Source organism: Empedobacter stercoris, from assembly GCF_020281205.1.
Taxonomy (GTDB): Bacteria; Bacteroidota; Bacteroidia; order Flavobacteriales; family Weeksellaceae; genus Empedobacter; species Empedobacter stercoris.
The window spans coordinates 1-24,723 of the sequence record NZ_JACXZC010000017.1 but is presented as its reverse complement, the minus strand read 5'-3'; the positions used below and the strand labels follow the sequence as shown (position 1 = coordinate 24,723).

Sequence of the window (24,723 nt, the reverse complement as noted above, 5' to 3'; positions counted from 1 at the left end):
TAAAAATATGAAAAAAATAATTTTAACTGTAGCAGGAGCTTTAGTATTAGCTTCATGTGCTACAAATCCTGTCACAGGAAGAAAATCATTATCATTAGTCTCAAATGCAGAATTAATGCCAACTGCTTTTACACAATATGATAAAGTATTAAAAGAAGGAAAAGTAATCACAGGTACAACTGATGCAAAAATGGTTCAAACCGTTGGAGACCGTTTAAAATATGCAGCAGAAAAATATTATCAACAGAAAGGAATTTCGTCTCAATTGCAAGGTTATCAGTGGCAATTTACATTATTACAAGCGAATGAAGTAAATGCTTGGTGTATGCCTGGAGGTAAAGTTGCAGTTTATTCGGGAATTTTACCTGTAACGAAGGATGCAACAGGTTTAGCGGTTGTGTTAGGTCACGAAATTGGTCACGCTTTGGCTGGACATAGTGCGGAGCAAGCTTCTCAGCAAATGGCAGCACAAGGTTTAGGACAAATAGTTGGAGGATCCATTGGAAACGCAGAATATGCAAAAGTTTTTGAACAATTATATCCTGTAGGTGCACAAGTTGGGTTGTTAAATTATTCTCGTAAGATGGAGTTAGATGCTGATGTTACAGGGTTATATTTAATGGCTATGGCTGGTTATGATCCTTCCCAAGCAATTCCTTTTTGGGAACGTATGGCAGCAAAAAGTGGAAACGCTGAAGTTTCAGAATTTTTGAGTACTCACCCTTCTGATGCAACACGTATTTCGAAAATTAAAGAATCATTACCAACAGCAATTGCTTATTACAACGCAAGTCCGTATAAAGGAAAATAGAATAGTTTTTATTCATTTTAAAAATATAAGCGAGTTAATTTGATAAATTGACTCGCTTTTTTTATATTTAATTTCAAAACCACAATTAAAATGATAAATGATTTTAGAATTAATTCGTTTTCTGAATACAAGAAAGCGTACAGAAAAAGTACTAAAAATCCCGAGAAATTTTGGGACAAAATAGCCGAAAACTTCGTTTGGCACAAAAGATGGGACAAAACTTTGGAATATAATTTTGAAACAGCGGATTTCAAATGGTTTCAAGGAGGTAAGTTAAATATTACGGAAAATATTTTAGATCGTCATTTAGAAAAAAATGGAAATAAAACAGCCTTAATTTGGGAACCGAATAATCCATTAGAAGAAACTCGAATTATTACGTATCGTCAATTGCATTCAAAAGTTTGTCAATTTGCAAATGTGTTAAAAAACAATGGCGTACAAAAAGGTGATCGTGTGTGTATTTATATGCCAATGATTCCAGAATTAGCGATTGCGATGTTAGCTTGTGCAAGAATTGGAGCGGTGCATTCTATTGTTTTTGCAGGTTTTTCTTCTGCTGCAATCGCATCTCGTATCAATGATGCACAATGTAAAGTTTTGGTTACTGCCAATGAAGTTTTTCGTGGTACAAAATCAATCAATTTAAAAGCAATTTGTGATGAAGCGTTAAAAGTCTGTCCTTCTATTCAAACTTGTATCGTTTATCGTCGTGCAATAGAACCAACTTCTATGGTCGGTGGGCGTGATAAATTTTGGGTTGATGAAATGTATAAAGTAAATAATAGTTGTCCAGTAGAAATAATGGATGCAGAAGATCCATTGTTTATTTTATATACTTCGGGTTCTACTGGAAAACCAAAAGGAATGGTGCATACATGTGGAGGGTATATGGTTGAAACGGCTTATTCATTTGACAATATTTTTCAAATGGATAAAAACGATATTTATTGGTGTACAGCGGATATCGGTTGGATTACAGGACACAGTTACATTATTTATGGTCCATTGGCTTGTGGAGCAACCTCGGTTATGTTCGAAGGAATTCCAAGTTTTCCTGATTTTGGACGTTTTTGGGAAATTGTCGAAAAATTAAAAGTTACCCATTTTTATACTGCTCCAACAGCAGTTCGTTCATTAGCTCGTGAATCATTAGACTATGTAGAAAAATATGATTTATCAAGTCTAAAAGTTTTAGGGTCAGTTGGAGAACCAATCAACGAAGAAGCATGGCATTGGTTAAATGATTATGTAGGGAAAGGAAATTGTCCGATTGTCGATACATGGTGGCAAACCGAAACAGGATCAATTATGATTTCGCCTTTGGCAGGAATTACACCATTACGACCTACATTTGCAACGTTGCCATTACCAGGAATTCAGCCCGTTTTAATGGATGATAATGGACATGAAGTAGAAACAATCAACGAAAAAGCAGAAGGTCGTTTGGCGATTAAGTTTCCTTGGCCTTCTATGGCAAGAACTATTTATGGAGATCATAAACGTTACGTCGAAACCTATTTTTCTACTTTTCCGGGATATTATTTTACAGGCGATGGCGCTTACCGAGATGCGATGGACAATTATAGAATTACAGGTAGAGTAGATGATGTCGTGATTGTTTCTGGACATAATCTTGGTACAGCACCTGTTGAAAATGCAATCAACCAAAATGAAGCAGTTGCAGAGAGTGCAGTTGTAGGTTTTCCACATGATATCAAAGGAAATGCGTTGTATGCATTTGTGATTTTACAAGATGGTGTAGAAGTTTCGAAAGAATTAGAAGCAGAAATTAAAAATGAAGTAGCACATCTCATTGGACCAATTGCAAAACCAGATAAAATTCAGTTTGTATCAGGTTTACCAAAAACACGAAGCGGAAAAATTATGCGTCGTATTTTGAGAAAAATCGCCAGTGATGAAACTGATTTTGGAGACACTTCAACGTTGTTAGATCCAGATATTGTTACAATAATTCAAAAAGGAAAAATTTAAACTCAGGTTGAGGTTAAGACTAAGTTTAACAAAATAATTTTCAAAACAAAAAGCATTACCCAAAAAGTAATGCTTTTTTGGTTTTATTATTTTGTAGTTTAGTGATTAAAATAGATTAGTTAAGTATGAATAAATTTTTACCCTCTTTGAAATTGAAAACTAAAGAAGATAGAAAAGAAAATATTATACAATGGTTTGGGTTAATATTGTTTATCATAATTGTATATCTATTTATTCATTTTAGAAATCAAAATTTTTTAGGACAAATAAAAGACAAAAGATTATATACTGTTGGAATTATTTCTGGATTTTCGAGAACAAAATCTACAAAATTTGTAAAATATATTTATTCTTATAATGGACATTCTTATGAAAGAGAGAGTTCTATAAGTATTAATAAATATAAAATAGGAGATAGGGTATTAGTTGTTTATAATCCAGATTATAAAAATGGAACAATATTACCTTATTTTATTGACGATTCTATAAAAGAACCTATGAATGGATGGGAAAAACCACCAATGAATATAACAGATGAAGAGGTTATGAAGTATTTAGAAGATAAATATTAGTTGTTTTTCGGAATAATTTTCTCATCGAAACGCCTTTTATATAGCCAAAGTTTACCACTTTTTTGTATTTTTGTACACTTTTTAATGGCATGATAAAAATTTCACCAATTTTAGAATCGTATTTAGATCATCACACAGACCAAGAACCAGAAATCTTGAGTCGTTTACGTGTTGAAACCTATCAATGTACAACACAACCGCACATGATTTCGGGCGAATACCAAGGTCGCTTGTTAAGTGTTTTGTCAAAAATTTTAGCACCAAAAACTATTGTTGAATTAGGAACTTTTACAGGTTACGCAACATTGTGTTTGGCAGAAGGTTTGACATCTGATGGAAAAATCATTACGATGGATAAAAATGATGAATTGGAATATTTGTGCAGAAAATATTTTGATGAATCTGAATTTGCTTCAAAAATTGATTTTAGAATCAATGATGCACGCGAAGAATTAGAAACAATCGAGAAAAATTCTGTAGATTTAGCTTTTATTGATGCTGATAAAGAGAGTTATCCTTATTATTTTGAAAAAGTTTTAGAACTTTTACGTCCAGGAGGAACCATGTTAGTTGACAATGTTTTGTGGTACGGAAAAGTAATGATGGAAGAGGAAGATAAAAAAGATCCTTCGACAAAAATTTTGAAAGAATTTAATGAAATGGTAACGAAAGACAAACGAGTAGAGTCGATAATTTTACCAATTCGTGACGGAATTACATTAATCCGAAAAAAATAATGAAATACGCTATTTGTCAAGTAAGTGTTGCGCCCTTGCGCTCCGAAGCAAGAGATTCATCAGAAATGGTGAGTCAAGTTTTGTTTGGAGAAAAGTTAATTATTTTAGAAGAATTAGAAAAATGGACAAAAGTTCAGCTGACTTTTGATGGATACGAAGGTTGGTTAGATCCGAAACAAATTATTACTATTTCTGAAGAAGAATACAACAAAGATTTCATGGAGAAATTTGCAATCAATCCGTACAATCATGCGATGGAAAATGGATTGCCTATGACGTTGACTATTGGAGCTGAAGTTCGATCTTTGAACGAAAGTAAGATTCGAATTGGAACAAAATGTTTCGAATATTTTGGCGTATATACTTCTGGTAAAAAATCAAAAGATCAGTTGGTTGAAATAGCAAAAGCTTACTTAAATGTACCTTATTTGTGGGGTGGTAAATCATCTTTTGGAATAGATTGTTCTGGATTAACACAACAAGTGTACAAAATTGGGGGATATAAAATACCACGAGATGCTTATCAACAAGCAGAAATGGGAGAAGTGTTAAGTTTTGTAGAAGAAGCAGAACCTGGTGATTTAGCATTTTTTGATAATGCAGAAGGTCGTATAATACATGTAGGAATTATGTGTGGTAAGGGAAAAGTTTTACATGCACATGGTAAAGTTCGTATTGATCCTATTGATACCAATGGTATTTTTAATACCGACTCCCAAAAATATTCGCATAAATTAAGATGCATTCGCAAACTTATATAAACCAAAAAAGACTATTGAATTTCAATAGTCTTTTTTGGTTTGAATCTAAATATTAATTAGACGATGTACAAACTCGTTTTTTCATTTGAATTAATTGTATTTTTAAGCTTATATAAATCAGTTCAATGAGTATCAAAATTCCGAGTCATTTAAAAGGATTATCTACCACCGAAGTAAAAGAATCACAACAAAAATATGGCTATAATGCTATAAAGGATGAACATAAAAGTACATGGTACAGTATGTTGTTTGATATCTTGAAAGAGCCCATGACAATTATTTTAATTGTGGTTTCAGTTATTTATTTACTTGTAGGTGATTTAGGCGAAGCAGCGTTTATGTTTGTTGCGATTCTTGCTTTAACAGGGATTTCTTTTTATCAAGATAGTCGTAATCAAAAAGCGTTAGAAGAACTCGAAAAATTGAACGAACCGTTGAGCTCGGTTGTTCGTAACGGCGAATTAATCGAAATCCCTACACACGAAATTACGGTTGGAGATTTATGTGTTACAGAAGAAGGAAAAATGATTAATGCAGATGGTAAAATTGTTCATAGCAATGATTTTTCTGTAAACGAATCGGCACTGACAGGTGAGAGTATGTCAGTTTTTAAAGATACCGAACATCCAGAAATTTATAGTGGAACCTTAACCGTTTCGGGATTAGCTTTTTTTGAAGTAACAAGTATTGGTGCTGAAACAAAATTAGGAAAAATAGGAACTTCACTTTTATCAATTAAAGACGAAAAATCACCTTTGCAGATACAAATTGAAAAGTTTGTAAAAGGAATGGCGATTATCGGAATCATAGTTTTCTTATTAGTTTGCGTTGTAAATTATATTCAAACGAAAGATTTTATCAATAGTTTATTGAGTGGATTAACATTAGCAATGTCTATTTTACCAGAAGAAATTCCTGTTGCTTTTACTACTTTTATGGCTTTAGGATCGTGGAAGTTACTACGTCAAGGAATTATTGTTAAAAAAAGTAGCGTTGTAGAAACCTTAGGGAGTACAACAGTAATTTGTAGCGACAAAACAGGAACAATTACCGAAAACTCGATGCAATTAAAAGCTGTTTATGACTTTAAAACCAATGCAATTTATGAAGAAGATAAGTTTCAGAATAAAGCAATTGCGGAGTTAATTGAGTATGCAATGTGGAGTAGTGAACCTGTTCCTTTTGATCCGATGGAAAAAACATTGCATCGTGTTTACGAGGCGACACAAAAAGATGTTAGAGCAAACTATCAGATGTTTTACGAATATCCATTATCAGGAAAACCTCCAATGATGACGCATTGTTTTCGAAATGCTGAAGATCATCATATTATAGCTGCAAAAGGAGCTCCTGAAGCTATTTTACAAGTTGCTCATCTTTCTGAAGAACAAATAACCCAGTTGCGAAAGGTGATTCGCGATTTAGGAACACAAGGATATCGACTTTTGGGTGTTGCAAAAGCGACTTTTGGTTCGACTGATTTTCCAAAACAACAACAAGAATTGCCCTTTGAATTGTTAGGTTTTGTGGTGTTTTATGATCCACCAAAGAAAGGTATAAATGAAGTGTTTCAAAAAATATATGATGCTGGAATAAAAGTTAAAGTAATCACAGGTGATAATGCCGAAACAACAATGAGTATAGCTAATCAAGCAGGAATTATTCATGCCGAAGATCATATAACTGGAGCTGAAATTGCTCATCTTTCGAAAGAAGAATTGGCAAAAACTGCAGATGAAAAAGTTTTGTTCGCACGTATGTTTCCTGAAGCGAAACTAGCAGTTGTAAATGCATTAAAAGATAACGGAGAAATTGTTGCCATGTTAGGCGATGGTGTAAACGACGGACCAGCTTTAAAAGCAGCACATATTGGGGTTGCAATGGGAGAGAAAGGAACAGAGATTGCGAAGCAAGCTGCACAATTGATTTTAACAAATGATGATTTTGGTAAATTAGTGATTGGAATTGAAGCTGGAAGAAGAATTTATACCAACCTAAAAAAAGCAGTTCAATACATAATTTCAATTCATATTCCGATTATATTAATCGTTTCCTTGCCATTATTTTTGGGTTGGGCATTTCCTCAAATTTTCACACCTGTTCATGTTATTTTCTTAGAGTTGGTTATGGGACCTACATGTTCGATTGTCTATGAAAACGAACCTTTGGAAAAGAATTCTATGAACGAAAAACCTCGTCCTATGACGGAAACTTTTCTGAATTGGAAAGAGCTTTCGACAAGTATTATTCAAGGATTAGCCATTACATTAGGTTTGCTTTTTATTTATCAATTTACCTATCAATCTGGTGGAGATGAAGATAAAACACGTGCAATGGTCTTTACAACACTTATTTTTTCGAATATTTGGTTGAGTTTAACGAATCGTTCATTTTATGATAGTTTATGGTCAAGTTTTAAAAATAAAAACTACCTAATGTTGGCTGTGATTATTTTAACCTTGTGTATTTTGTTTTCGATTTTATATATACAACCAATTTCGAAGTTTTTTAAAGTAACATCATTAAATGTAAATGAGCTAAGTTTAGCAATGATAGTTGCTGTAGTTTCGGTTTTATGGTTCGAAATTTATAAATGGATAAAACGTAAAAAATAAAAATGATTTAATGAATAATCATCGAGTTTATTGAGATTATAATGTATCAATAAACTCGATTGTTTTTTCAAAAGTAGGTACTTTATTTTCTTTAAAAGGCGTATGTTTAGCGTCAGGAACGATATAATTTTCTTTTCGTCCATTTACATTGTCGATAATTCCAATCACTTGTTCCATTGTTCCAAATTCGTCATCAATTCCTTGAATAACCAAAGTAGGACATTTTATATTTTTTAATTCTTCGCGAATATCAAAGTTTACAAAATCGGTTCTTAGCCATGTTTCGGTCCACATTTCAAATACTTTTTGCGTATTATCTCCGTGATATTTTCTTAAACGTTCTTTTAGGTTTGTTTCTGCGTAAGCAATTTTAGCAGCTCTAATTCCATTCAGGGTTACTTCTTCTACGATGACATGAGAACCAACAACTACAATTCCTTTTAGATTTTTGTGGTACTTAGCTGCATACAGTAATGCAATTGTACCACCATCACTATGTCCAAAAAGAATAATTTCTTTAAAGTTGAAATGGTTGACAAGTTGATTTAAAAAGTCCGCTTCATCGTGCATATAAGTTAACTCGCGACGATTTATTGTAAATGGAGATGATTTTCCATAACCTTTTCGATCATAAATAAACAGATTACAATTACTTTTTTCGGCAACTTCTTTTGGGAAATCCCTCCAAAGTTGTGTACACCCTAAGGAATCGTGTAAGAATATTAGTGTAGGTCTTTCTGGATTAATTTCGTGGTGAATGTAATGAATTTTAGCATCGTTGATTTCTAAACAAGTTTGGATTTCCATTTTTTATTGTGATTTTCAGAATTAAAGATAACAAAAATGCCTCGAATAAATAAAATCGAGGCATTTGTATAGGATTAGGATAAATTATTAGTTGATAAAATCAGTAATAATATCTAACGTTTTTGCTTTTGCAGTTTCTAAATCATCATTCAAAAGAATAGTATCAAACTCTTTTGCTTTTTCCATTTCGATTCCCGCTTTATCAATACGCTGTTTCAACTTATCCTCGCTTTCGGTATTACGTGAAATCAATCGTTCTTTTAAAATATCTAATGAAGGTGGATTAACAAATACGGTTAAACATTCTTCTCCGTATAATTTTTTGATATTCAATGCACCAATTACATCAATATCAAAAATAACAGAATTACCTTCAGAAGTAATACGATCAACTTCCGATTTTAATGTTCCATAAAAATTATTACGATACACTTCTTCGTGTTCTACGAATTCGTCGTTTGCAATTTTTGTTTTAAATTCTTCTGGAGTTAAGAAATAATAGTCTTTTCCGTGAACTTCACCTTCGCGTTTATCTCTTGTTGTACAAGAAATAGAAAATTTGATGTGATCTAATTGTTCTAAAGCATAGCGAACCAAAGTTGTTTTTCCTGCGCCTGATGGTGCTGAAAAGACAATTAACTTTCCTTTTTTCATTATAAAATGTTTAACGATTGTTCTTTAATTTTTTCCAATTCATCTTTCATTTGAACGACAATTTTTTGCATTTCAGAATGATTAGATTTTGAGCCTAAAGTATTGATTTCTCGTCCAATTTCTTGAGAAATAAAACCTAATTTTTTACCATTAGATGCTATTCCCGCTAATTCTTTTAAGAAATATTCGCAATGATTTTTCAAACGAACTTTTTCTTCTGTGATGTCTAATTTTTCCAAATAGAAAATCATTTCTTGCTCAAAACGATTTTGATCAACATCAACTTTTAATTCTTCTAAACGTTTGTTGAAACGTTCTTTAATTGTTTCAATACGTTCTTGTTCAAATGGTATAACTTGAGTTAAAAGTTCAAGAATATTATTTAAGTTTAATGTTAAATATTTTTCTAATACTTTTCCTTCATCTAATCTAAATTGATTCAAAGCATTGATTGCTTCGATGATTGTTGCACGAATTTGATTCCATTCTTCTTCGTTCAAATCATCTTGCGTATACGAAATAACATCAGGCAAACGCATGATAACTGGTAACAATTCGCCGTCAGTCACATTTGGAGTGATCGACTTGAATTCTTCCATATAACTTTTGATTAATTCAGCATTTATAGATTGATTTCTTGCAGCTGGATTTAATTCAACCAACATCGAAAAATCAATTTTCCCACGTTGAACTTTTTCTGAAATAAGATTTCTGATTTCTAATTCTTTCTCGCGGTAAAAAGAAGGGATTCTTGTGTTCAAATCCAATGTTTTACTGTTCAAAGAACGGATTTCTATCGTTACTTTTTTTTCAGGTAATTCCAATACGGCTTTACCGTAACCTGTCATAGATGCTATCATAATTGTAAAATTATGCGAGCAAAATTACAATAAATTAACGTAATGTGAACTTAATATCGCTTTTAATGACTTTAAAGTTTTACATTTAGTTGAAATTTATATATACGCAAACACCATCACTCCTGATAATATTTATACTATTGATTAATCAAAGAACCATTTTTCCAAACATTTGTTGGTTGTAATTGTCCTTGATAATAAATAATATTACGATAATCGAAGGTAGAGAAGCTGATAAAATCGGCTTTTTTATCTTTTTCTATTGTTCCACGATCAGTTAAATTCAAAGCCTTTGCAGCACGAAAAGTAATTGCAGCTAAAACTTCAGCCATTGATAATTTCTCAAAAGTAGCTAATACAGAAGCTTGTGTCAATAGACTTCCCATTGGAGCTGAACCAGGATTCCAATCTGAAGCAATCGAAACACAACAACCAGCATCTAACAATTTTCGGGCAGGCGCATATTGCATTCCCAAACCAATAGAAGCACCAGGTAAAACTGTTGCTACAACATCAGAATTGGCTAGATTTTTCACTTCTTCTTTTCCAGAAAATTCCAAATGATCTGCGCTCAATGCATGGTGTTTAGTGGCTAAATAACTTCCTCCAGCCGTAAATTGATCGGCGTGAATGGTAATGTCAAATCCTTGTTTTTTGGCTTCGTTCAAGAAATAATCACCTTCTTCAACAGAAAAAGCAGATTGTTCCACAAAAATATCTATGCGGTTTGCTAATTCTTCAGATTTTAATTTAGGAAAAACTTCTTTTACCAATAATTCTAAATATTCTTTGTTCGAACCTTCAAAATCTTTTGGTTTCATATGCGCGCCTAAAAAAGTCGGAATCAAATCAATTTCACTTTCTTGATTCGCCATATTTATAGCTTCCAACATCTTGATTTCACCTTCAACAGAAAGTGCATAACCCGATTTTACTTCAGCCGTTGTAATTCCTTGTTTGGCTAATTGCGCAATATGTTTTAGTGTAATATCTTTCAGTTCATCAACCGTTTTTTTACGTGTTTCTGTCACGGTAGACCAAATTCCACCACCACTTTCTGCAATTTCTAAATAGGTTTTTCCGTCCAAACGCATTGCAAAATCTTTGGCGCGATTTCCTCCAAAACAAACGTGTGTATGCGAATCGACAAATCCAGGAAGTAAAACCTGTTCTGTTTCAATTCGTTCAATTTCGATGTTTGGATGTTGTTGAGAAATCGTTTCGAAATGACCAATTTCTACAATTGTTTCATTGTCAGTAATAATCCCGCCATTTTCAAGAATATCGACTTGATTTTCGTGAATTGCGCCTTTTAAAGGTAAATTGGCAAGTGTTATAATTTGTCTGAAAGGACCGATTAACTTCATTTTGTTGTTTTATAACACAAGTTTACGAAATTTAACGGAGATTGTATTCGAATTTTGAAACTCGTTTAACGAACTTCGAAGTTTATTTTTTCTTCAAATAAGTAGGGTCGTTAGGGTATTTGATTACTTTAACCAACGTTACGATAGAGATGAAAACAAAAATTAAAATAACAATACTATTTACGATAACACGACTATTTTGATCATTAACTAACCCTATGTTAAGCTCGTAAGCAGCCCAAATTATAATTAAAACTTGTGGTAAAAGCGCACCAAAAATATTTTTTGTCATTTTATTCTTCTATTGAATTGTAAAGATAAAAAAAATAAAAAACCTGCTTATCAAAAGCAGGTTGAAAATATTATTGAGTGACTAATTTTGTTTCATTAAGAATTGGTTCATTCTTCAGAATATTAGTTGCGACTTCTATGGTGTTTTCTTTTTCTTCGAAGATTGGTGCTTCTTGTATGAAGGCTGTTGTTGATGCCTCTTCAACTTTTGGAGGCGTGTTATCAAATTTATAATTAAACCCGATTCCAAGCGTTTGTTTTACTTGAGTTTTTTTAATTTGATCTTCGTCATACAATAAGTTGACAGCAACTTGAGCCGAAACAAATTTATTGACTTTAAGGTCTAAAATTCCTTGATAGGCAACATCCATATTTCCGAATTTTTTTAAGTAATCAGCATAGATTCCTAAACGGCTGTCATAGCTAATACCATCCATTATTTGTAATTTGTATCGCGCGCCTAAATAAGCACCAAATTCAAATAAGGTATTGTCACCATCATTCTTAAGTCCAAAATTTCCTTTTTGTTGTAAATCTTTATCCAAAACAAATGTAACTCTTGGTGTAAAAGGATGAATGTTTACTTGAAAATTCTCGTTCGGTTTATAATCAACACCCAATCCTAAACTTAAATAACCTGGCGCCATTAGATTTGAAATTTTTTCTTTTGGATCTAACGAATAATCATATCCTTCTGTAAATTGCGTTCGGAAATTCATCGCTGCAGCCAAATACCAATTATTTCCGATGTTATAACCGTAAGATGAAGTTAAATCGATCACATCATTTGTTTTTCGAGAACTTTCTCCTTTATTGGTTTGAATTCCATAACCTAAAACGATACGATTGTCCCAAATATGTTTTTCACGGGTTAAATTGAATTCGTAATCAACATTCGCATTTAAAGCAAATGAATTTACACCTCCTGCAACCCAATTGGAAAAAGCACTTTGAGAGAATAAAAGTGAATTGTTACCTGATACAAACCAACCATGTTGGCGACCGTCAAATTTTTGATCTTTTAAATAGCGTTTACTATCAGTTGCAACTATCCCATCTTTTATAGTTTGAGCAAAAGACATCATAGAAGCAAATAAGGCTAAAGTGACTAAATGTTTTTTCATAAATAGTTAAAGTTGTTTTCGTTTAATTATTCCCAAAATATTGATTCAGATTTGATATAAGTAGCTTTTTCATCAATGGTATTTTTTTCGAATACTTGATCATAATTACGTTTATCCAATTTGACTTTTGGCAGATGAATAGGAGCAATGCCAGTTGTATCGAAGTAGGGAAGAATCTCTTTTTTTCTTGATTTCTTTTTCGGTTTCTTTTTCGTACTGTCTATTTTGTAAGTTAACCCAATACCTAAGGTTTGCTTAAATTGTGTTTCTTTCACTTGGTCTTCATCATAAATTAGATTTAAAGCCAATTGAGTAGACATAAAGTGATTGATTTTCATGTCTAATAATCCTGCGTAAACAATATCTAAATTGTAAAACTTATTCGAATAATTAGAGAATATACCAATATTGTTATCGTAGATTACATTTTCAAAAATTTTTACTTTATAACGACCACCTAAATAGGCTCCAACTTCGAAAAGTAAAGCATCTCCATCGTTGCGCAAACCATAAGTTCCTTTTGTCTGTAAATCCTTATCTGCAACAATTGTGGTACGAGAAGTTAATGGTTGAAATGTTACAGAAAAATTAGAATTAGGTGTATAATTTGCACCGACCCCTATTGTAATATACGCAGGAGCAAATAAATTTGATAGTTTCTTTTTGGGAGTTGCTCCATAATCATAACCAGCAGAAAACTGAGAACGAATATTAAGCGATGTAGTTAGATACCATTTTTCTTTAATCAAATATCCATACGAAGTTGTAAGATTGATGTTATCTGCAGTTTTACGTGTTCCATTGGTTTTATTATCTAAGAATCCATATTCTAAAATAAAACGATTGTCCCAAAAATGTTTCTTTTTTCGGAAATTGAATTCATAATCAGCTTTTGCATTGAGAGAAACCGAATTTTCTCCTCCGGCCATCCAATTAGAAAATGTATTTTGATTGACGGTTAACGTATTTGATCCATAAATTTCCCAACCTGATGCACGACCTGTTGTGTCTACTTTAGACTTTAGATATTTTCGCCCATCAATAATTAGATTTCCACTTGTATCTAAAAACTGAGCAGAGCTAAAAACGGATAGGACTAAAAATAGGATTGAGATAAATAGTCTCATGTACTAAAAAAAATATCTTTGTTTAAAATTGAAAATTCTAAACAAAGATATCTAATTTATTTTGTAAGGTTAAAATGCTTTTTAATTATTTTCCCAACCTTGAAACCATTTAACTAAAGTATCAATCCAATCTTGACGATCATTTAAACATGGTATGTATGTAAATTGTTCACCACCAGCTTTTAAAAACTCTTCTTTACCCTCCATCGAAATTTCTTCTAAGGTTTCTAAACAATCAGCTACAAAAGCAGGAGTACAAACAGCCAAATTCTTCACACCTTCTTCTGGAAAATGTTCTAACGTTTCGTCTGTATAAGGTTTGACCCAAGGATCTTTTCCTAAACGAGATTGAAAGGATGTGTAGTATTTATCTTTTGGTAATTGCAAGTAATCTGCCACTAACTCTGTTGTCTCTAAACATTGATTGCGATACGTTTCAATTGGTAATTTGCTAACTTTTGCTGCTCTTAGTGCTTTTTTATCGTGACGTTCTGGAATTCCATGATAAGAAAATAATAATTTATCGTAATTCTCGGGTAAATTCTCTTTGATAGAATCTCCTAAAACTTTAATATAATCAGGATGCTTGTAAAAAGCTTTTAAGAAATTTACTTTCACATCTTTGAATTTTTTCTTCTGAACTTCTAATACCTTATCTGCAACAGTTTCTGTTGTTGACATCGTATACTGAGGATAAAGTGGAACAACTAATATATCGCGAACGCCTTTATTATAAAGCTCTTGTAGTCCAACTTCAATCGAAGGATTTTTATAACGCATAGCTAATCCCACTGGAAAATCTAATTGCTCTTGAACTTTTTGTTGTAAAATTTTTGAATAAATAATTAATGGAGAACCATCCTTTGTCCAAATCTTTTTATACGCTTCAGCTGATTGTATCGGTCTTTTAGGTAAAATAAAAAGTTCTACGATCATTTTACGAATCAACCAAGGTGAGTCAATCACTTTCCCATCCATTAAAAATTCACGTAAATATGTTCTTACATCTTCAACTTCGGTAGAATCGGGCGATCCTAAATTCACTAATAATATTCCTTTGCTCATAATTCTTTTTATCTAAAAAAATATTGCGTTCTTTGTAGGTGTAAAAGTACGGCGGATAATTTAAATTGTTCTTCGTAATATTATCATTATAATTTATATCATCATTTTATGTCAGATTTATTAAATCCTGATAAAGAATTTTATCCAGACGACGATCTTAATCACGAAAATACCGTGCGTCCGCAAAGTTTTGATGATTTTGCAGGACAAGCTCATATTCTCGAAAATTTAGAAGTATTCGTAAAAGCGTCTAAACTTCGTGGAGAAGCCTTGGATCATGTTTTATTACACGGACCTCCAGGTTTAGGAAAAACGACATTGGCAAATATTATTGCGAATGAATTAGGCGTTGGAATAAAAATTACTTCTGGACCAGTTCTCGATAAACCGAGTGATTTAGCAGGTTTATTGACAAATTTAGAAGAAAATGATGTGCTTTTTATTGATGAAATCCACCGAATGTCACCTGTTATCGAAGAATATTTATATTCGGCAATGGAGGATTTTAAGATCGATATTATGATTGAGTCAGGACCTAATGCACGTTCAGTGCAAATAGGCTTGAATCCTTTTACCTTAATAGGCGCAACAACACGTTCTGGTTTATTAACTGCTCCTTTACGCGCTCGTTTCGGAATTAATTTTAGATTCGAATATTACAATGTAGAACTTTTAAGTTCGATTGTAGAGCGTTCTTCTCGTATTTTAGATACACCAATTGACGAAAGAGCTGCGATAGAAATCGCTGGTCGTAGTCGTGGAACACCTCGTATTGCAAATGCTTTGTTACGTAGAACGCGAGATTTTGCACAGATAAAAGGAAACGGAAAGATTGATTTATCAATCGCAGAATTTTCTTTAAAAGCTCTTAAAGTTGATGACAATGGTTTAGACGAAATGGATAATCGTATTTTATCAACCATTATCGAAAAATTTAAAGGAGGACCTGTCGGAATTACAACTTTAGCTACAGCAGTTGGTGAAAATGGCGGGACATTGGAAGAAGTTTATGAACCTTATCTCATTCAAGAAGGTTATTTGATGCGTACGGCGCGTGGTCGTGTAGCAACAGAAAAAGCCTATAAACATATTGGTGTGAAATATAGAGGTGAAAATTCTCCTCAAACCGATTTATTTGATTTGTAAATTTGTTCTAAGTTCGCTTTTATTCTAAGCTTGTCGAAGAATCTTTAGATAATATTTTGTTTAAGTTCTCGATAGATTTAAATTAATCTAAGGAATAATTTAAACACTTGAATAGACGAATCGTTTCATACTGATTTTATTGAAGTTTTACATTTAAGATCAATTCAAATTTAATTATTCATAATTAAAATGCTCCTTCAAACAGAAGAACATATTAAAATAAAATGGTCCCAACGAATCAAAGAAAAAGCTGAATTGTTAGGATTTATTTCTTGTGGAATAGCAAAGGCTGACTTTTTAGAAGACGAAGCACTTCATTTAGAAGCTTGGTTAAAAAATGATTTTCATGGAGAAATGCAATATATAGAAAATCATTTTGATATGCGATTGGATCCTCGTTTGTTAGTCGAAGGAGCAAAATCTGTGATTTCGTTGGCGTATAATTATTACCAAGATTTAGATCGAAATCCTAATTCGTACAAAGTTGCCATGTATGCACAAGGTGAAGATTATCATTTTGTCGTGAAGGAAAAAGTGCGCGAATTGTTAGATTTTATTCAAGAAGAAATAGGAGAGGTGAGTGGTCGAGCTTTTACAGATTCTGCACCAATATTAGAACATGCTTGGGCAAAAAAAGCAGGAATTGGGTGGGTTGGAAAAAATTCGTTGACGTTATCCAAACAAAAAGGATCGTTCTTCTTTTTATCTGAATTAATTATTGATTTGGAGTTGGCTTATGATTCTCCAATTGCAACAGATCATTGTGGAAATTGTACGCGTTGTATTGATGCTTGTCCAACAGATGCTATTTTACCAAATAAAACGGTGAACGGAAGTCAATGTATTTCGTATTTTACAATCGAATTGAAAGATCAGATTCCTGCTGAAATGAAAGGAAAGTTTGATGATTGGATTTTTGGTTGTGATGTATGTCAAGAAGTTTGTCCTTGGAATCGTTTTTCGCTTCCTACAAAGGAAACACGTTTTATAAGGCACGAAAGTATCAATCAATTTTCGAAAAAAGACTGGGAAGAAATTACCGAAGACGTTTTCCGAGTAATTTTTAAAAAATCACCTGTCAAACGAACTAAGTTTGATGGATTAAAAAGAAATATTGATTTTGTAAAATTAGAATGAATGGTTAAGTTTTCATTTTACATTCTTTTATAAAAAATGCTCCAAAGAAATATATTACTAATTGGAGCATTGTGTTTTAAGAAGTTTATTTCGCCTTCTTGTAATTATCTTCAACTTGTTTCCAATCCAAAACATTATTGAACGCTTTCAAATATTCATCGCGTTTGTTTTGGTATTTCAAGTAATATGCATGTTCCCAAACATCAATTCCTAAAATTGGTGTTCCTGCAACTTCTGCACCAGGCATCAACGGATTGTCTTGATTTGCTGTACTTGTAACTGCTAAAGAACCATCTTCTTTTACAACTAACCAAGCCCAACCAGAACCAAAACGTTTTGCACCCGCTTCATCCAATTGTTTTAACAATTCTTCTGTAGAACCAAATGTTGCATCAATCTTTGCTTTAAGATCTCCTTTAGGCTCTTTTTGAGGCGTTGGAGACATAATATCGAAATATAGCATGTGATTGTAATATCCACCAGCATTATTGCGTAAAGCACCATTATTCATATCCATTTTTTTCAAAATATCTACGATATCATTTGATTTGATATTGGCTTCTTTTAATGCAGTGTTCATCTTGTTGATGTATCCTAAATAATGTTTAGAGTAATGAACTTCCATTGTTTTTGCATCAATGTATTCTTTTAACTCATCGTAACCGTATTTCAAAGGTTTTATTTGAAATGTCCCTGGGTCAGCTTTTACATCTGTAGGATTACCAACAGTTTCTTTTACTTGAATTGTATCATTTTGTATAACTTCTTCTTTTGTTGTGTCAGCATTTTCCTTCTTCGTTTCACATGATTGAACAAAGAAAAGAACACCCAAAACTGACATCAAAAATACACCCTTTTTCATCTTTTAATTTTATGTAGTTTACTTATAATATTAATATTTCCACTAAAATAACAGATTTTGATTGAATATAAAATTCTTTACTTTTAATTTTCTGTTAAAGTCATCTAATTTTAAAAAATTACTATATCATATTTTTTATTAATTTTATAAAAACCAAAGATGAAATATTACCTAACTTATATTCTATTTATAATTTGTTCAATTTCTTTTTCTCAAAATATAGATGATAAGAGAGATTTGCTAATTAACGATCTTTGTAATATCCTTACAAAAAATAAAAATCTTAATGATTTAGAACGAATTAATTTAACCCGTTGTGCATTTTAAACAATACTGACTTTTAGGTTATTGATATTTCGGTTAAAATATTCTTTGTTAATGAACTGTACAACGGTTAAAGTAGTTATTTTAGCCAATAATCTTGTTTAGAAGCCTTCAAAAGTTTTTGCATAATTGCGTCTAATCATAAACTGGTCACAGAGTTGTGAGAAAAGTGTTTCAATCCTTTTTCGCTGTTTTTTGAATAAATAAAACTGTGGCTTGTAGTCCTTTTGATTAACTCTTTTCGGAGTTTCGAGTTCTATATTGGCATATTTAAATAAATCAATCTGAATCTCAGACGACAAGTAGCCTTTGTCTTTAAGCAAGGTACAATCGAATAATTGTTCTCTGATATCTTTTAAATAATGGATGTGTGAACGGAAGCAGGACTTAAATCCACACTTTGAAAAACTCCATTTATCGAACAAACTGCATGAAGTTTGTAGCCATAAAAATGCATTTTCTGAGAAGCACAAAAGCCTCTGTTTGGATAGCAATAGTCGTCATCTTTACAGATTTTTGAAGTATTGCTCCTCGAGAGTTTACATACTTCTACGGGCATACTGTCAATAATGAAAAACTTCTCAAACTCATTAAAACTTCGGGCAATTTTCATTCGTAGATCATTTATTTTACTGCCCAATCTACGTTTGCGAAGATTATAAACACTACGTTCTATTTTGCATTTTATCGCTTGAGGAATTTGTCGAAAAAGATGATTTTCGCTGTCAATACCCATAAATTTAGCAGTTAATGCAAGACTTATCAATTCCAAATCCTTCAATTTTGGAGGTCGCCTTTGATAGGCCAATAGGTTTTCATTTGATATTTTCGCAAAACTTCCAAAATTCTTTCGTAATTTGCATTCAAGTTGTTCATTGTAAATGTTTTACAATTAATTTAAGTTACTGATTTTCAATCAAATGAACAACTTTTATCTTTTTAATTCATAATGCACAACGGGTATTATATATATTCAATGAATAAAAAAGTGACAGAAAGATTCTTTAAGAAATTTTAATGTTCATTTTCATTCATCATTTAAGTTTCTTTGAAATAATAAACTAAACATTCATATTTTATTATTATTTACTTCTAAAACTACAACACTATTTGTAACCACAAGAATTACAACCAGTATATTATAGCCCGATGTCGCAGATTTGCAATTTGTGATTTTAACTCGATGTGCGAGAGTGAAGGTGTTTCATATTCCTAAGAAAAGGAAAATAGATTCTAAGAAAAACTTACATGCTTCGCAACTATAATTTTTTGTTTTTAGGAGTTGATGAAAACAAAAAGCCCAACAGATTACTCTATTGGGCTTTATCAGCGGAGAGTGAGGGATTCGAACCCCCGGAGGTGTGACCCTCAACAGTTTTCAAGACTGCCGCATTCGACCACTCTGCCAACTCTCCAAAAACGCTGTTTATTGCGTATTGCGAGTGCAAATATAGAATGCTTTTTCGAATTACCAAATTAAAATTTCAAACTTTAATTTCACGAAAACGTTTTCGTGAAATATAGCTATTGCTTTAACTTGTTTATTAATATGCTTTTAATCCTATTTTGAGAATGTTATTTTTTAGTGTAAAAATTTATTCTTCATTAAAATTTTGCTGGAAATGATCTGTTTTTAATGACAATCATTAGTTTTTGTAAAAAAAATATACGAAATCGTTATAATTGATTACTTTTGCGAAGAATTAAGTAAATAAACACATTTAAACATTTTCTAAAATGAACCACTCTTCTTATGATCAGCAACTTGCATCTTTCAATGAAATGAGCAAAAAGGTTGTAGAATTCATTAAAATTGTTTCAGATTTATGGTACGATCAATCTGTTGAATTGGTAATCTTCCGTAATCAATTAGTTGATAAAAACGTTAGTGATATCGTAAATTTACACCAATATGCAGAAGAATTTGTTGAAAACAAAATTGCTATTGATGATACTTTAGCGATTGCAAAAGCAATTTTTCAAGCAAATTTACCAGCTTCTCGACTTGATGTTGGAAAATTAGCAAAAGAATATACTTCAGGAAATTATACTTCAGCAGAAGCTTTTGTTGAAGAAAAATTAGGTGATAGTAGAAATGTAAAAAGTGTAGAGCCAAAAGATGTTGTGCTTTATGGTTTTGGTAGAATTGGACGTTTATTAGCGCGTGAATTGGCTTCTCAAATGGGAAAAGGTCAACAGTTGAGATTACGTGCTGTTGTGACACGCGATAAGCACGATCCGGTTTTATTAGAAAAAAGAGCATCTTTATTGCGTCATGATTCTGTTCATGGTGATTTTGATGGAAATGTAGTAGCAGACCACGAAAACAATGCATTGATTGTGAATGGTGTTACTGTGCACATGATTTCTGCAGCTCAACCAGAAGATATCGATTATACAGCTTATGGAATTAATGAAGCTTTAATTATCGATAACACAGGTGTTTTTAAAGATGAAGAGGCTTTATCTCGTCATTTGAAATCTGTTGGTGCAGACAAAGTTTTATTAACAGCACCTGGTAAAGGTGTTCCTAATATTGTTTATGGTGTAAACCATGAAGAACATAATCCAGAAAATGTAAACATTTTCTCTGCGGCTTCTTGTACAACAAATGCGATTACACCAATTTTAAAAGTTGTTGAAGATAACTTAGGAGTTGTAAAAGGGCATTTAGAAACAATTCATGCTTATACAAACGACCAAAATTTGGTTGATAATATGCATAAAAAATACCGTCGTGGACGTGCAGCTGCTTTAAACATGGTTATTACAGAAACTGGTGCAGGAAGCGCTGTAGCTAAAGCATTACCAAGTTTAGCAGGTAAATTAACTTCAAATGCTATTCGAGTTCCAGTTCCAAATGGATCTTTGGTCGTATTGAATTTAGAAGTTAGTAAAGATACTTCTGTAGAAGCTGTAAACAACTTGATGAAAGACGCTGCGTTGAACGGAGAATTAGTAGAACAAATTAAATATTCGTTGAATAATGAATTGGTTTCTTCTGATATCGTAGGAACTTCTGCTCCGTCGATTTTCGATAGTAATGCGACAATTGTTTCTGCCGATGGGAAAAACGTTGTGATGTACGTTTGGTACGATAACGAATATGGATACAGTCACCAAGTAATGCGTTTAGCAAAACACATTGCAGGTGTTAGAAGATATACATACTATTAATAGTATTTTTTCCCTTTATTTAAAATTAATCCGTTAACATTTATTTGTTAGCGGATTTTTTTTGTAGGATATTCATTTAAAAACACTTAAGTAAATTTTATGTATTATTTTTGTTAATGTTATATTAATGCTAAATATAAAAATTAACATTACTTCTGTTTAACTAAACAAATATTTTATTTATGAAGAAAATTTACTTTAAATCATCCTTATTAACATTATTGTTATCAGGATTTGCTTTTGGGCAAGGTTCTGAAACTTTTGAAACCCAAACAGCCTTAAGTGATTCGTATCAATCAGGTTCATTTGACGGAGAAACAATTGGTATAGAATGGAATTATACAGGTGCAAGAAATGAAGGAGCATACCCCATCACAAATAAGGGAATTTTATTTCAAAAATCTGGTAATACGTTAGAAACTACAATTTATAATGGTATTGGAAAATTATCTTTTGACGTAAGAAAAGCGTATACAGGAGGTATGAATAATAGAAAAATTGAAGTTCTTGTAGATGGAATTGTTGTTTATACTTCACCAACATTTGGGGGAGCTCAAACCGATACAACTATTAAATCTTATGAAGTGGAAATAAATAAGACTGACGCTACATTAATTACATTTAGAAATGCGGGACCTCAGCTTACTTTAGACAATGTTTCATGGACCAAAGCACCTGAAATTACAGAAGCTCCTACAGTTTCTCCTAAAACCATCACAGGTACGTATGGAGTGTTATTAACTGATGGACAAATCACAGCTACGAATAACCCTACATCTTGGACAAAAACAGGGTTATTACCATCAGGAATAGAATTTAATATAAATGAAGGTTTGTTCTTTGGTACACCAACACAAGCAGGTACTTTTACTGCACAAGTTACAGCTACAAATGAAATAGGTACATCTACAGCAGCTGCAGTAACATTTGAAATAGCTAAAGCAGATCAAACCGTAAATTATACATTTGAGAATTTAACTCAAGACCAGGGAACTACTTTTGCTGGGTTACCAACCCAAACAGAACAAGGGATAAATATTGTATATACATCTGCAGATAACTCTATTGTTTCTACAAACGGAAATATCTTATCATTTGAAGGGATTGGTTCTACAACTATTACTGCAACAGCATTAAGTACAGATAACTTTAATGAATATACAACAACTTTTGATGTAAGAGCTAATGATCCAAATGCAACGTATTGTTTTGAGGAAACATTTGATGGTTTAAAAGGTAATAATACAAGTGGAAATGGATCTAATACGGCTTGGAATGGAAATAGCAATTTTCCAACAACATCTAGTGCTTATCAAGCAGGAGAGGCTGTAAGATTAGGAACTAGTAGTAAGACGGGAGCTATCACTTCTAAAACACTTGATGAAATTTCAGGTAATGTTACTGTAAGTTTTGATGTAAAAGGATGGACTTCGGTAGAAGGTAGCATGAATGTTACATTAGGTACAGAAACTAAAAATGTAACATACATTGCAACAATAGCTAACGCCTTTGAAAATGTAACTGTAAGTTTTGACAATGTTGCAGCAGGATCTACCTTGAAATTAGAAACATCTGCAAAAAGAGCATTTATTGATAATGTTAAAATCCAATGTTCATCTACAAATAGTTCTACAACTTGGGAAAATGGGGCTTGGTCGAACGGAGAACCAGATTTAACAAAAGAAGCTGTTTTAAAAGCTGTTCCAACTGCAGGTTTTTGTGCGAAAAAATTAACAGTAGAAAATGAGATAACAATTCCTGCAGGAATTACAATTACAGTAGAAAATGAAGTTGTTAATAATGCAACTTTACGTTTTGAGCATGGAGCTTACTTAACTCAAAACAATGACAATGCAACGAATGTAGGTACTGCTATTTTTAATAGAAAGTCAACACCTATTTATCGTTTAGAAAACATGACATGGTCATCGCCGGTTGTTGGTCAAAATATATTTGAAATTTCTCCAAATACGTTAACAAATCGTTTTACAAGATTTGATGAAGCAACAAATACTTGGGTAGCAAATGTAACTGCATCTGATGTTTTTGAAGCAGGGGAAATGATTGGTTTCAGAGCACCTAATAATTACAACAATTATGGTCAAGGTGAAGCAAAAGTATTTGAAAGCTCATTTACAGGACAAATTTACAATGGTGAAGTAACAATTCCAGTTGTGAAAACAACAGAAGGAAATAATGCAATTGGTAATCCATACGCATCTCCGATTAATTTAGACGCATTAATTGCTGCGAACACAACAGTAGGAGTAAATGCAGTATATGTTTGGACACATTCAAAACATATTGTAGACGGAGTATATCAAGGAGGTTCTAACTGGGCAATTTATAATGGTATAGGTTGGAATGATGCAGCAGTAACTTCTTCAAATCTTGATATAGCACAAGGGTTTATAGCACAAGTAGCCAATACAGGTAACTTAGTTCTTAACAACTCAATGCGTGTTGCAGCTAATAATCCTGTTTATTTCAAAGGACAAAAAAATAGATATTGGTTAACTTTATCAAATAATGAAAATAGTTTTAGCTCTTCATTAATTGGATATGTAAGTGAATCAACAACTGAATATGATCAAAATTTTGATGCAAAACCATTTGATAACAATAATGAAGGATTATATTCTGTTTTGAAAAATGATTTATTTGTAATTCAAGGACGTGGAGATTTCGACAAAGAAGATTCATTTGATTTAACTTTCAATGTTAAAAAAGCAGGAACTTACCAAATCAATTTAGAAAAGTTTGAAGGTGTTTTCGAAAATCAAAATATCTATTTGGTAGACAGAAAATTAGATAAAGTATTTAATTTAAGCGAATTAAAATCTTATTCTTTTGATACAGAAGCAGGAGAAATTAATGATCGTTTCTCAATAAATTATCAAAATAAAACATTATCAACAAATGATTTGTCTAAAAAAGGATTGGTAGTTTATGCTCAAAATAAACAGATTACAATTTCATCTAAAGAATCAATAAAATCAATCAAATTAGTTGATATCTCAGGAAGACAGTTACAAAACGTTCAGAACGTTAATGCAAAATCTTATGTTCTTAACCTAAATGTAAATCCTCAAGTTGTTGTAGTTGTTGTAGAGAATACAAATGGTACAACTGAATCTAGAAAAGTAATTTTAAAATAATTAACGTATGAAATGTAACGTCCTGAAAAAATGATACAGGATTAGACTAATAAAACTTTATTTTAAACAGTACATATATTCGTATTTGTACTGTTTTTCTTTTTGTACGATTTTGGTATTAAATCTTGTTGCT

General features: G+C 32.1%; 19 protein-coding genes, 1 tRNA gene and 1 pseudogene. 10 read left to right on the top strand and 11 right to left on the bottom strand.

The genetic code is table 11. The annotated features are described in order from the left end of the window. Positions 1-7: 7 nt before the first annotated feature. The 6 genes from IF125_RS09100 (at position 8) to IF125_RS09075 (ending at position 7,491) form a co-directional block, all read left to right on the top strand. Positions 8-811, top strand: a complete 804-nt coding sequence (locus IF125_RS09100; protein WP_225542272.1) for a M48 family metallopeptidase — start codon at positions 8-10, stop codon at positions 809-811. Positions 812-901: 90 nt separating this feature from the next. Then, positions 902-2,806: an acetate--CoA ligase gene (gene acs, locus IF125_RS09095; RefSeq protein WP_225542271.1), complete on the top strand. Its 1,905-nt coding sequence runs from the start codon at positions 902-904 to the stop codon at positions 2,804-2,806. Between the two features lie 125 nt (positions 2,807-2,931). Further along, positions 2,932-3,378, top strand: a complete 447-nt coding sequence (locus IF125_RS09090) for a hypothetical protein (protein WP_225542270.1) — start codon at positions 2,932-2,934, stop codon at positions 3,376-3,378. An 89-nt stretch (positions 3,379-3,467) separates the two neighbouring features. Beyond that, complete coding sequence (locus tag IF125_RS09085) at positions 3,468-4,115, top strand: O-methyltransferase (protein ID WP_171622417.1); 648 nt, start codon at positions 3,468-3,470, stop codon at positions 4,113-4,115. Further along, the gene (locus IF125_RS09080) at positions 4,115-4,876 is read left to right on the top strand and encodes a C40 family peptidase (protein WP_225542269.1); all 762 of its coding nucleotides are present in this window, start codon (positions 4,115-4,117) and stop codon (positions 4,874-4,876) included. The genes IF125_RS09085 and IF125_RS09080 overlap by 1 nt, the downstream gene beginning before the upstream one ends. A 125-nt stretch (positions 4,877-5,001) precedes the next feature. Further along, entirely contained in the window at positions 5,002-7,491 is a 2,490-nt protein-coding gene (locus tag IF125_RS09075; protein ID WP_225542268.1) for a cation-translocating P-type ATPase, read from the top strand. Between the two features lie 36 nt (positions 7,492-7,527). Here IF125_RS09075 and IF125_RS09070 read toward each other — a convergent pair whose 3' ends face one another. The 8 genes from IF125_RS09070 to hemH form a co-directional block, all read right to left on the bottom strand. Beyond that, positions 7,528-8,298 (bottom strand): alpha/beta fold hydrolase, encoded by a 771-nt coding sequence (locus IF125_RS09070; protein ID WP_225542267.1) that lies wholly within the window; start codon positions 8,296-8,298, stop codon positions 7,528-7,530. An 87-nt stretch (positions 8,299-8,385) separates the two neighbouring features. Beyond that, complete coding sequence (gene gmk / locus IF125_RS09065; RefSeq protein WP_171622421.1) at positions 8,386-8,952, bottom strand: guanylate kinase; 567 nt, start codon at positions 8,950-8,952, stop codon at positions 8,386-8,388. After that, positions 8,952-9,812, bottom strand: a complete 861-nt coding sequence (locus tag IF125_RS09060) for a YicC/YloC family endoribonuclease (RefSeq protein WP_225532446.1) — start codon at positions 9,810-9,812, stop codon at positions 8,952-8,954. Before IF125_RS09060 ends, gmk begins: the two co-directional genes overlap by 1 nt. A gap of 137 nt (positions 9,813-9,949) precedes the next feature. Continuing rightward, positions 9,950-11,179: an imidazolonepropionase gene (hutI, locus tag IF125_RS09055; protein ID WP_225542266.1), complete on the bottom strand. Its 1,230-nt coding sequence runs from the start codon at positions 11,177-11,179 to the stop codon at positions 9,950-9,952. Positions 11,180-11,261: 82 nt separating this feature from the next. Continuing rightward, positions 11,262-11,471: a hypothetical protein gene (locus IF125_RS09050; RefSeq protein WP_171622423.1), complete on the bottom strand. Its 210-nt coding sequence runs from the start codon at positions 11,469-11,471 to the stop codon at positions 11,262-11,264. Positions 11,472-11,541: 70 nt separating this feature from the next. Beyond that, positions 11,542-12,594 (bottom strand): DUF3078 domain-containing protein, encoded by a 1,053-nt coding sequence (locus tag IF125_RS09045; RefSeq protein ID WP_225539694.1) that lies wholly within the window; start codon positions 12,592-12,594, stop codon positions 11,542-11,544. 26 nt (positions 12,595-12,620) lie between these two features. Then, a complete protein-coding gene (locus IF125_RS09040) occupies positions 12,621-13,721 on the bottom strand; it encodes a DUF3078 domain-containing protein (RefSeq protein ID WP_225542265.1) in 1,101 nt (366 codons plus the stop codon). Positions 13,722-13,802: 81 nt separating this feature from the next. Next, the gene (hemH, locus tag IF125_RS09035; RefSeq protein ID WP_225542264.1) at positions 13,803-14,786 is read right to left on the bottom strand and encodes a ferrochelatase; all 984 of its coding nucleotides are present in this window, start codon (positions 14,784-14,786) and stop codon (positions 13,803-13,805) included. A gap of 108 nt (positions 14,787-14,894) precedes the next feature. Between hemH and ruvB the strand changes: the two genes are divergently transcribed. Further along, positions 14,895-15,932, top strand: a complete 1,038-nt coding sequence (gene ruvB / locus IF125_RS09030) for a Holliday junction branch migration DNA helicase RuvB (RefSeq protein WP_171622427.1) — start codon at positions 14,895-14,897, stop codon at positions 15,930-15,932. Positions 15,933-16,121: 189 nt separating this feature from the next. Continuing rightward, complete coding sequence (gene queG / locus IF125_RS09025) at positions 16,122-17,069, top strand: tRNA epoxyqueuosine(34) reductase QueG (protein ID WP_225542263.1); 948 nt, start codon at positions 16,122-16,124, stop codon at positions 17,067-17,069. 85 nt (positions 17,070-17,154) lie between these two features. On the opposite strand, the gene IF125_RS09020 is transcribed toward queG, so the two are convergent. The 3 genes and pseudogenes from IF125_RS09020 to IF125_RS09010 all read right to left on the bottom strand — a co-directional run bounded on the left by IF125_RS09020 (position 17,155) and on the right by IF125_RS09010 (position 19,670). After that, a complete protein-coding gene (locus tag IF125_RS09020) occupies positions 17,155-17,931 on the bottom strand; it encodes a superoxide dismutase (RefSeq protein ID WP_225542262.1) in 777 nt (258 codons plus the stop codon). A 323-nt stretch (positions 17,932-18,254) separates the two neighbouring features. Continuing rightward, a pseudogene (locus tag IF125_RS09015) lies at positions 18,255-19,131 on the bottom strand (IS982 family transposase). A gap of 454 nt (positions 19,132-19,585) precedes the next feature. Continuing rightward, a tRNA-Ser gene (locus tag IF125_RS09010) sits at positions 19,586-19,670 on the bottom strand. A gap of 322 nt (positions 19,671-19,992) precedes the next feature. Here IF125_RS09010 and IF125_RS09005 point away from each other — a divergent pair. Further along, positions 19,993-21,432 carry a glyceraldehyde-3-phosphate dehydrogenase gene (locus IF125_RS09005; RefSeq protein WP_171623745.1) on the top strand — a complete coding sequence of 480 codons (1,440 nt, stop codon included), beginning with the start codon at positions 19,993-19,995 and terminating at the stop codon, positions 21,430-21,432. A gap of 182 nt (positions 21,433-21,614) precedes the next feature. Further along, positions 21,615-24,590, top strand: a complete 2,976-nt coding sequence (locus IF125_RS09000) for a hypothetical protein (RefSeq protein ID WP_225542261.1) — start codon at positions 21,615-21,617, stop codon at positions 24,588-24,590. The last annotated feature ends 133 nt before the right edge of the window (positions 24,591-24,723 follow it).

What these genes read in the sequence shown, in the direction of transcription:
- IF125_RS09100 (WP_225542272.1), top strand. Translation starts at nt 8, where the DNA reads ATGAAAAAAATAATTTTAACTGTAGCAGGAGCTTTAGTATTAGCTTCA.
- acs (WP_225542271.1), top strand. Translation starts at nt 902, where the DNA reads ATGATAAATGATTTTAGAATTAATTCGTTTTCTGAATACAAGAAAGCG.
- IF125_RS09090 (WP_225542270.1), top strand. Translation starts at nt 2,932, where the DNA reads ATGAATAAATTTTTACCCTCTTTGAAATTGAAAACTAAAGAAGATAGA.
- IF125_RS09085 (WP_171622417.1), top strand. Translation starts at nt 3,468, where the DNA reads ATGATAAAAATTTCACCAATTTTAGAATCGTATTTAGATCATCACACA.
- IF125_RS09080 (WP_225542269.1), top strand. Translation starts at nt 4,115, where the DNA reads ATGAAATACGCTATTTGTCAAGTAAGTGTTGCGCCCTTGCGCTCCGAA.
- IF125_RS09075 (WP_225542268.1), top strand. Translation starts at nt 5,002, where the DNA reads ATGAGTATCAAAATTCCGAGTCATTTAAAAGGATTATCTACCACCGAA.
- IF125_RS09070 (WP_225542267.1), bottom strand. Translation starts at nt 8,298, where the DNA reads ATGGAAATCCAAACTTGTTTAGAAATCAACGATGCTAAAATTCATTAC.
- gmk (WP_171622421.1), bottom strand. Translation starts at nt 8,952, where the DNA reads ATGAAAAAAGGAAAGTTAATTGTCTTTTCAGCACCATCAGGCGCAGGA.
- IF125_RS09060 (WP_225532446.1), bottom strand. Translation starts at nt 9,812, where the DNA reads ATGATAGCATCTATGACAGGTTACGGTAAAGCCGTATTGGAATTACCT.
- hutI (WP_225542266.1), bottom strand. Translation starts at nt 11,179, where the DNA reads ATGAAGTTAATCGGTCCTTTCAGACAAATTATAACACTTGCCAATTTA.
- IF125_RS09050 (WP_171622423.1), bottom strand. Translation starts at nt 11,471, where the DNA reads ATGACAAAAAATATTTTTGGTGCGCTTTTACCACAAGTTTTAATTATA.
- IF125_RS09045 (WP_225539694.1), bottom strand. Translation starts at nt 12,594, where the DNA reads ATGAAAAAACATTTAGTCACTTTAGCCTTATTTGCTTCTATGATGTCT.
- IF125_RS09040 (WP_225542265.1), bottom strand. Translation starts at nt 13,721, where the DNA reads ATGAGACTATTTATCTCAATCCTATTTTTAGTCCTATCCGTTTTTAGC.
- hemH (WP_225542264.1), bottom strand. Translation starts at nt 14,786, where the DNA reads ATGAGCAAAGGAATATTATTAGTGAATTTAGGATCGCCCGATTCTACC.
- ruvB (WP_171622427.1), top strand. Translation starts at nt 14,895, where the DNA reads ATGTCAGATTTATTAAATCCTGATAAAGAATTTTATCCAGACGACGAT.
- queG (WP_225542263.1), top strand. Translation starts at nt 16,122, where the DNA reads ATGCTCCTTCAAACAGAAGAACATATTAAAATAAAATGGTCCCAACGA.
- IF125_RS09020 (WP_225542262.1), bottom strand. Translation starts at nt 17,931, where the DNA reads ATGAAAAAGGGTGTATTTTTGATGTCAGTTTTGGGTGTTCTTTTCTTT.
- IF125_RS09005 (WP_171623745.1), top strand. Translation starts at nt 19,993, where the DNA reads ATGAACCACTCTTCTTATGATCAGCAACTTGCATCTTTCAATGAAATG.
- IF125_RS09000 (WP_225542261.1), top strand. Translation starts at nt 21,615, where the DNA reads ATGAAGAAAATTTACTTTAAATCATCCTTATTAACATTATTGTTATCA.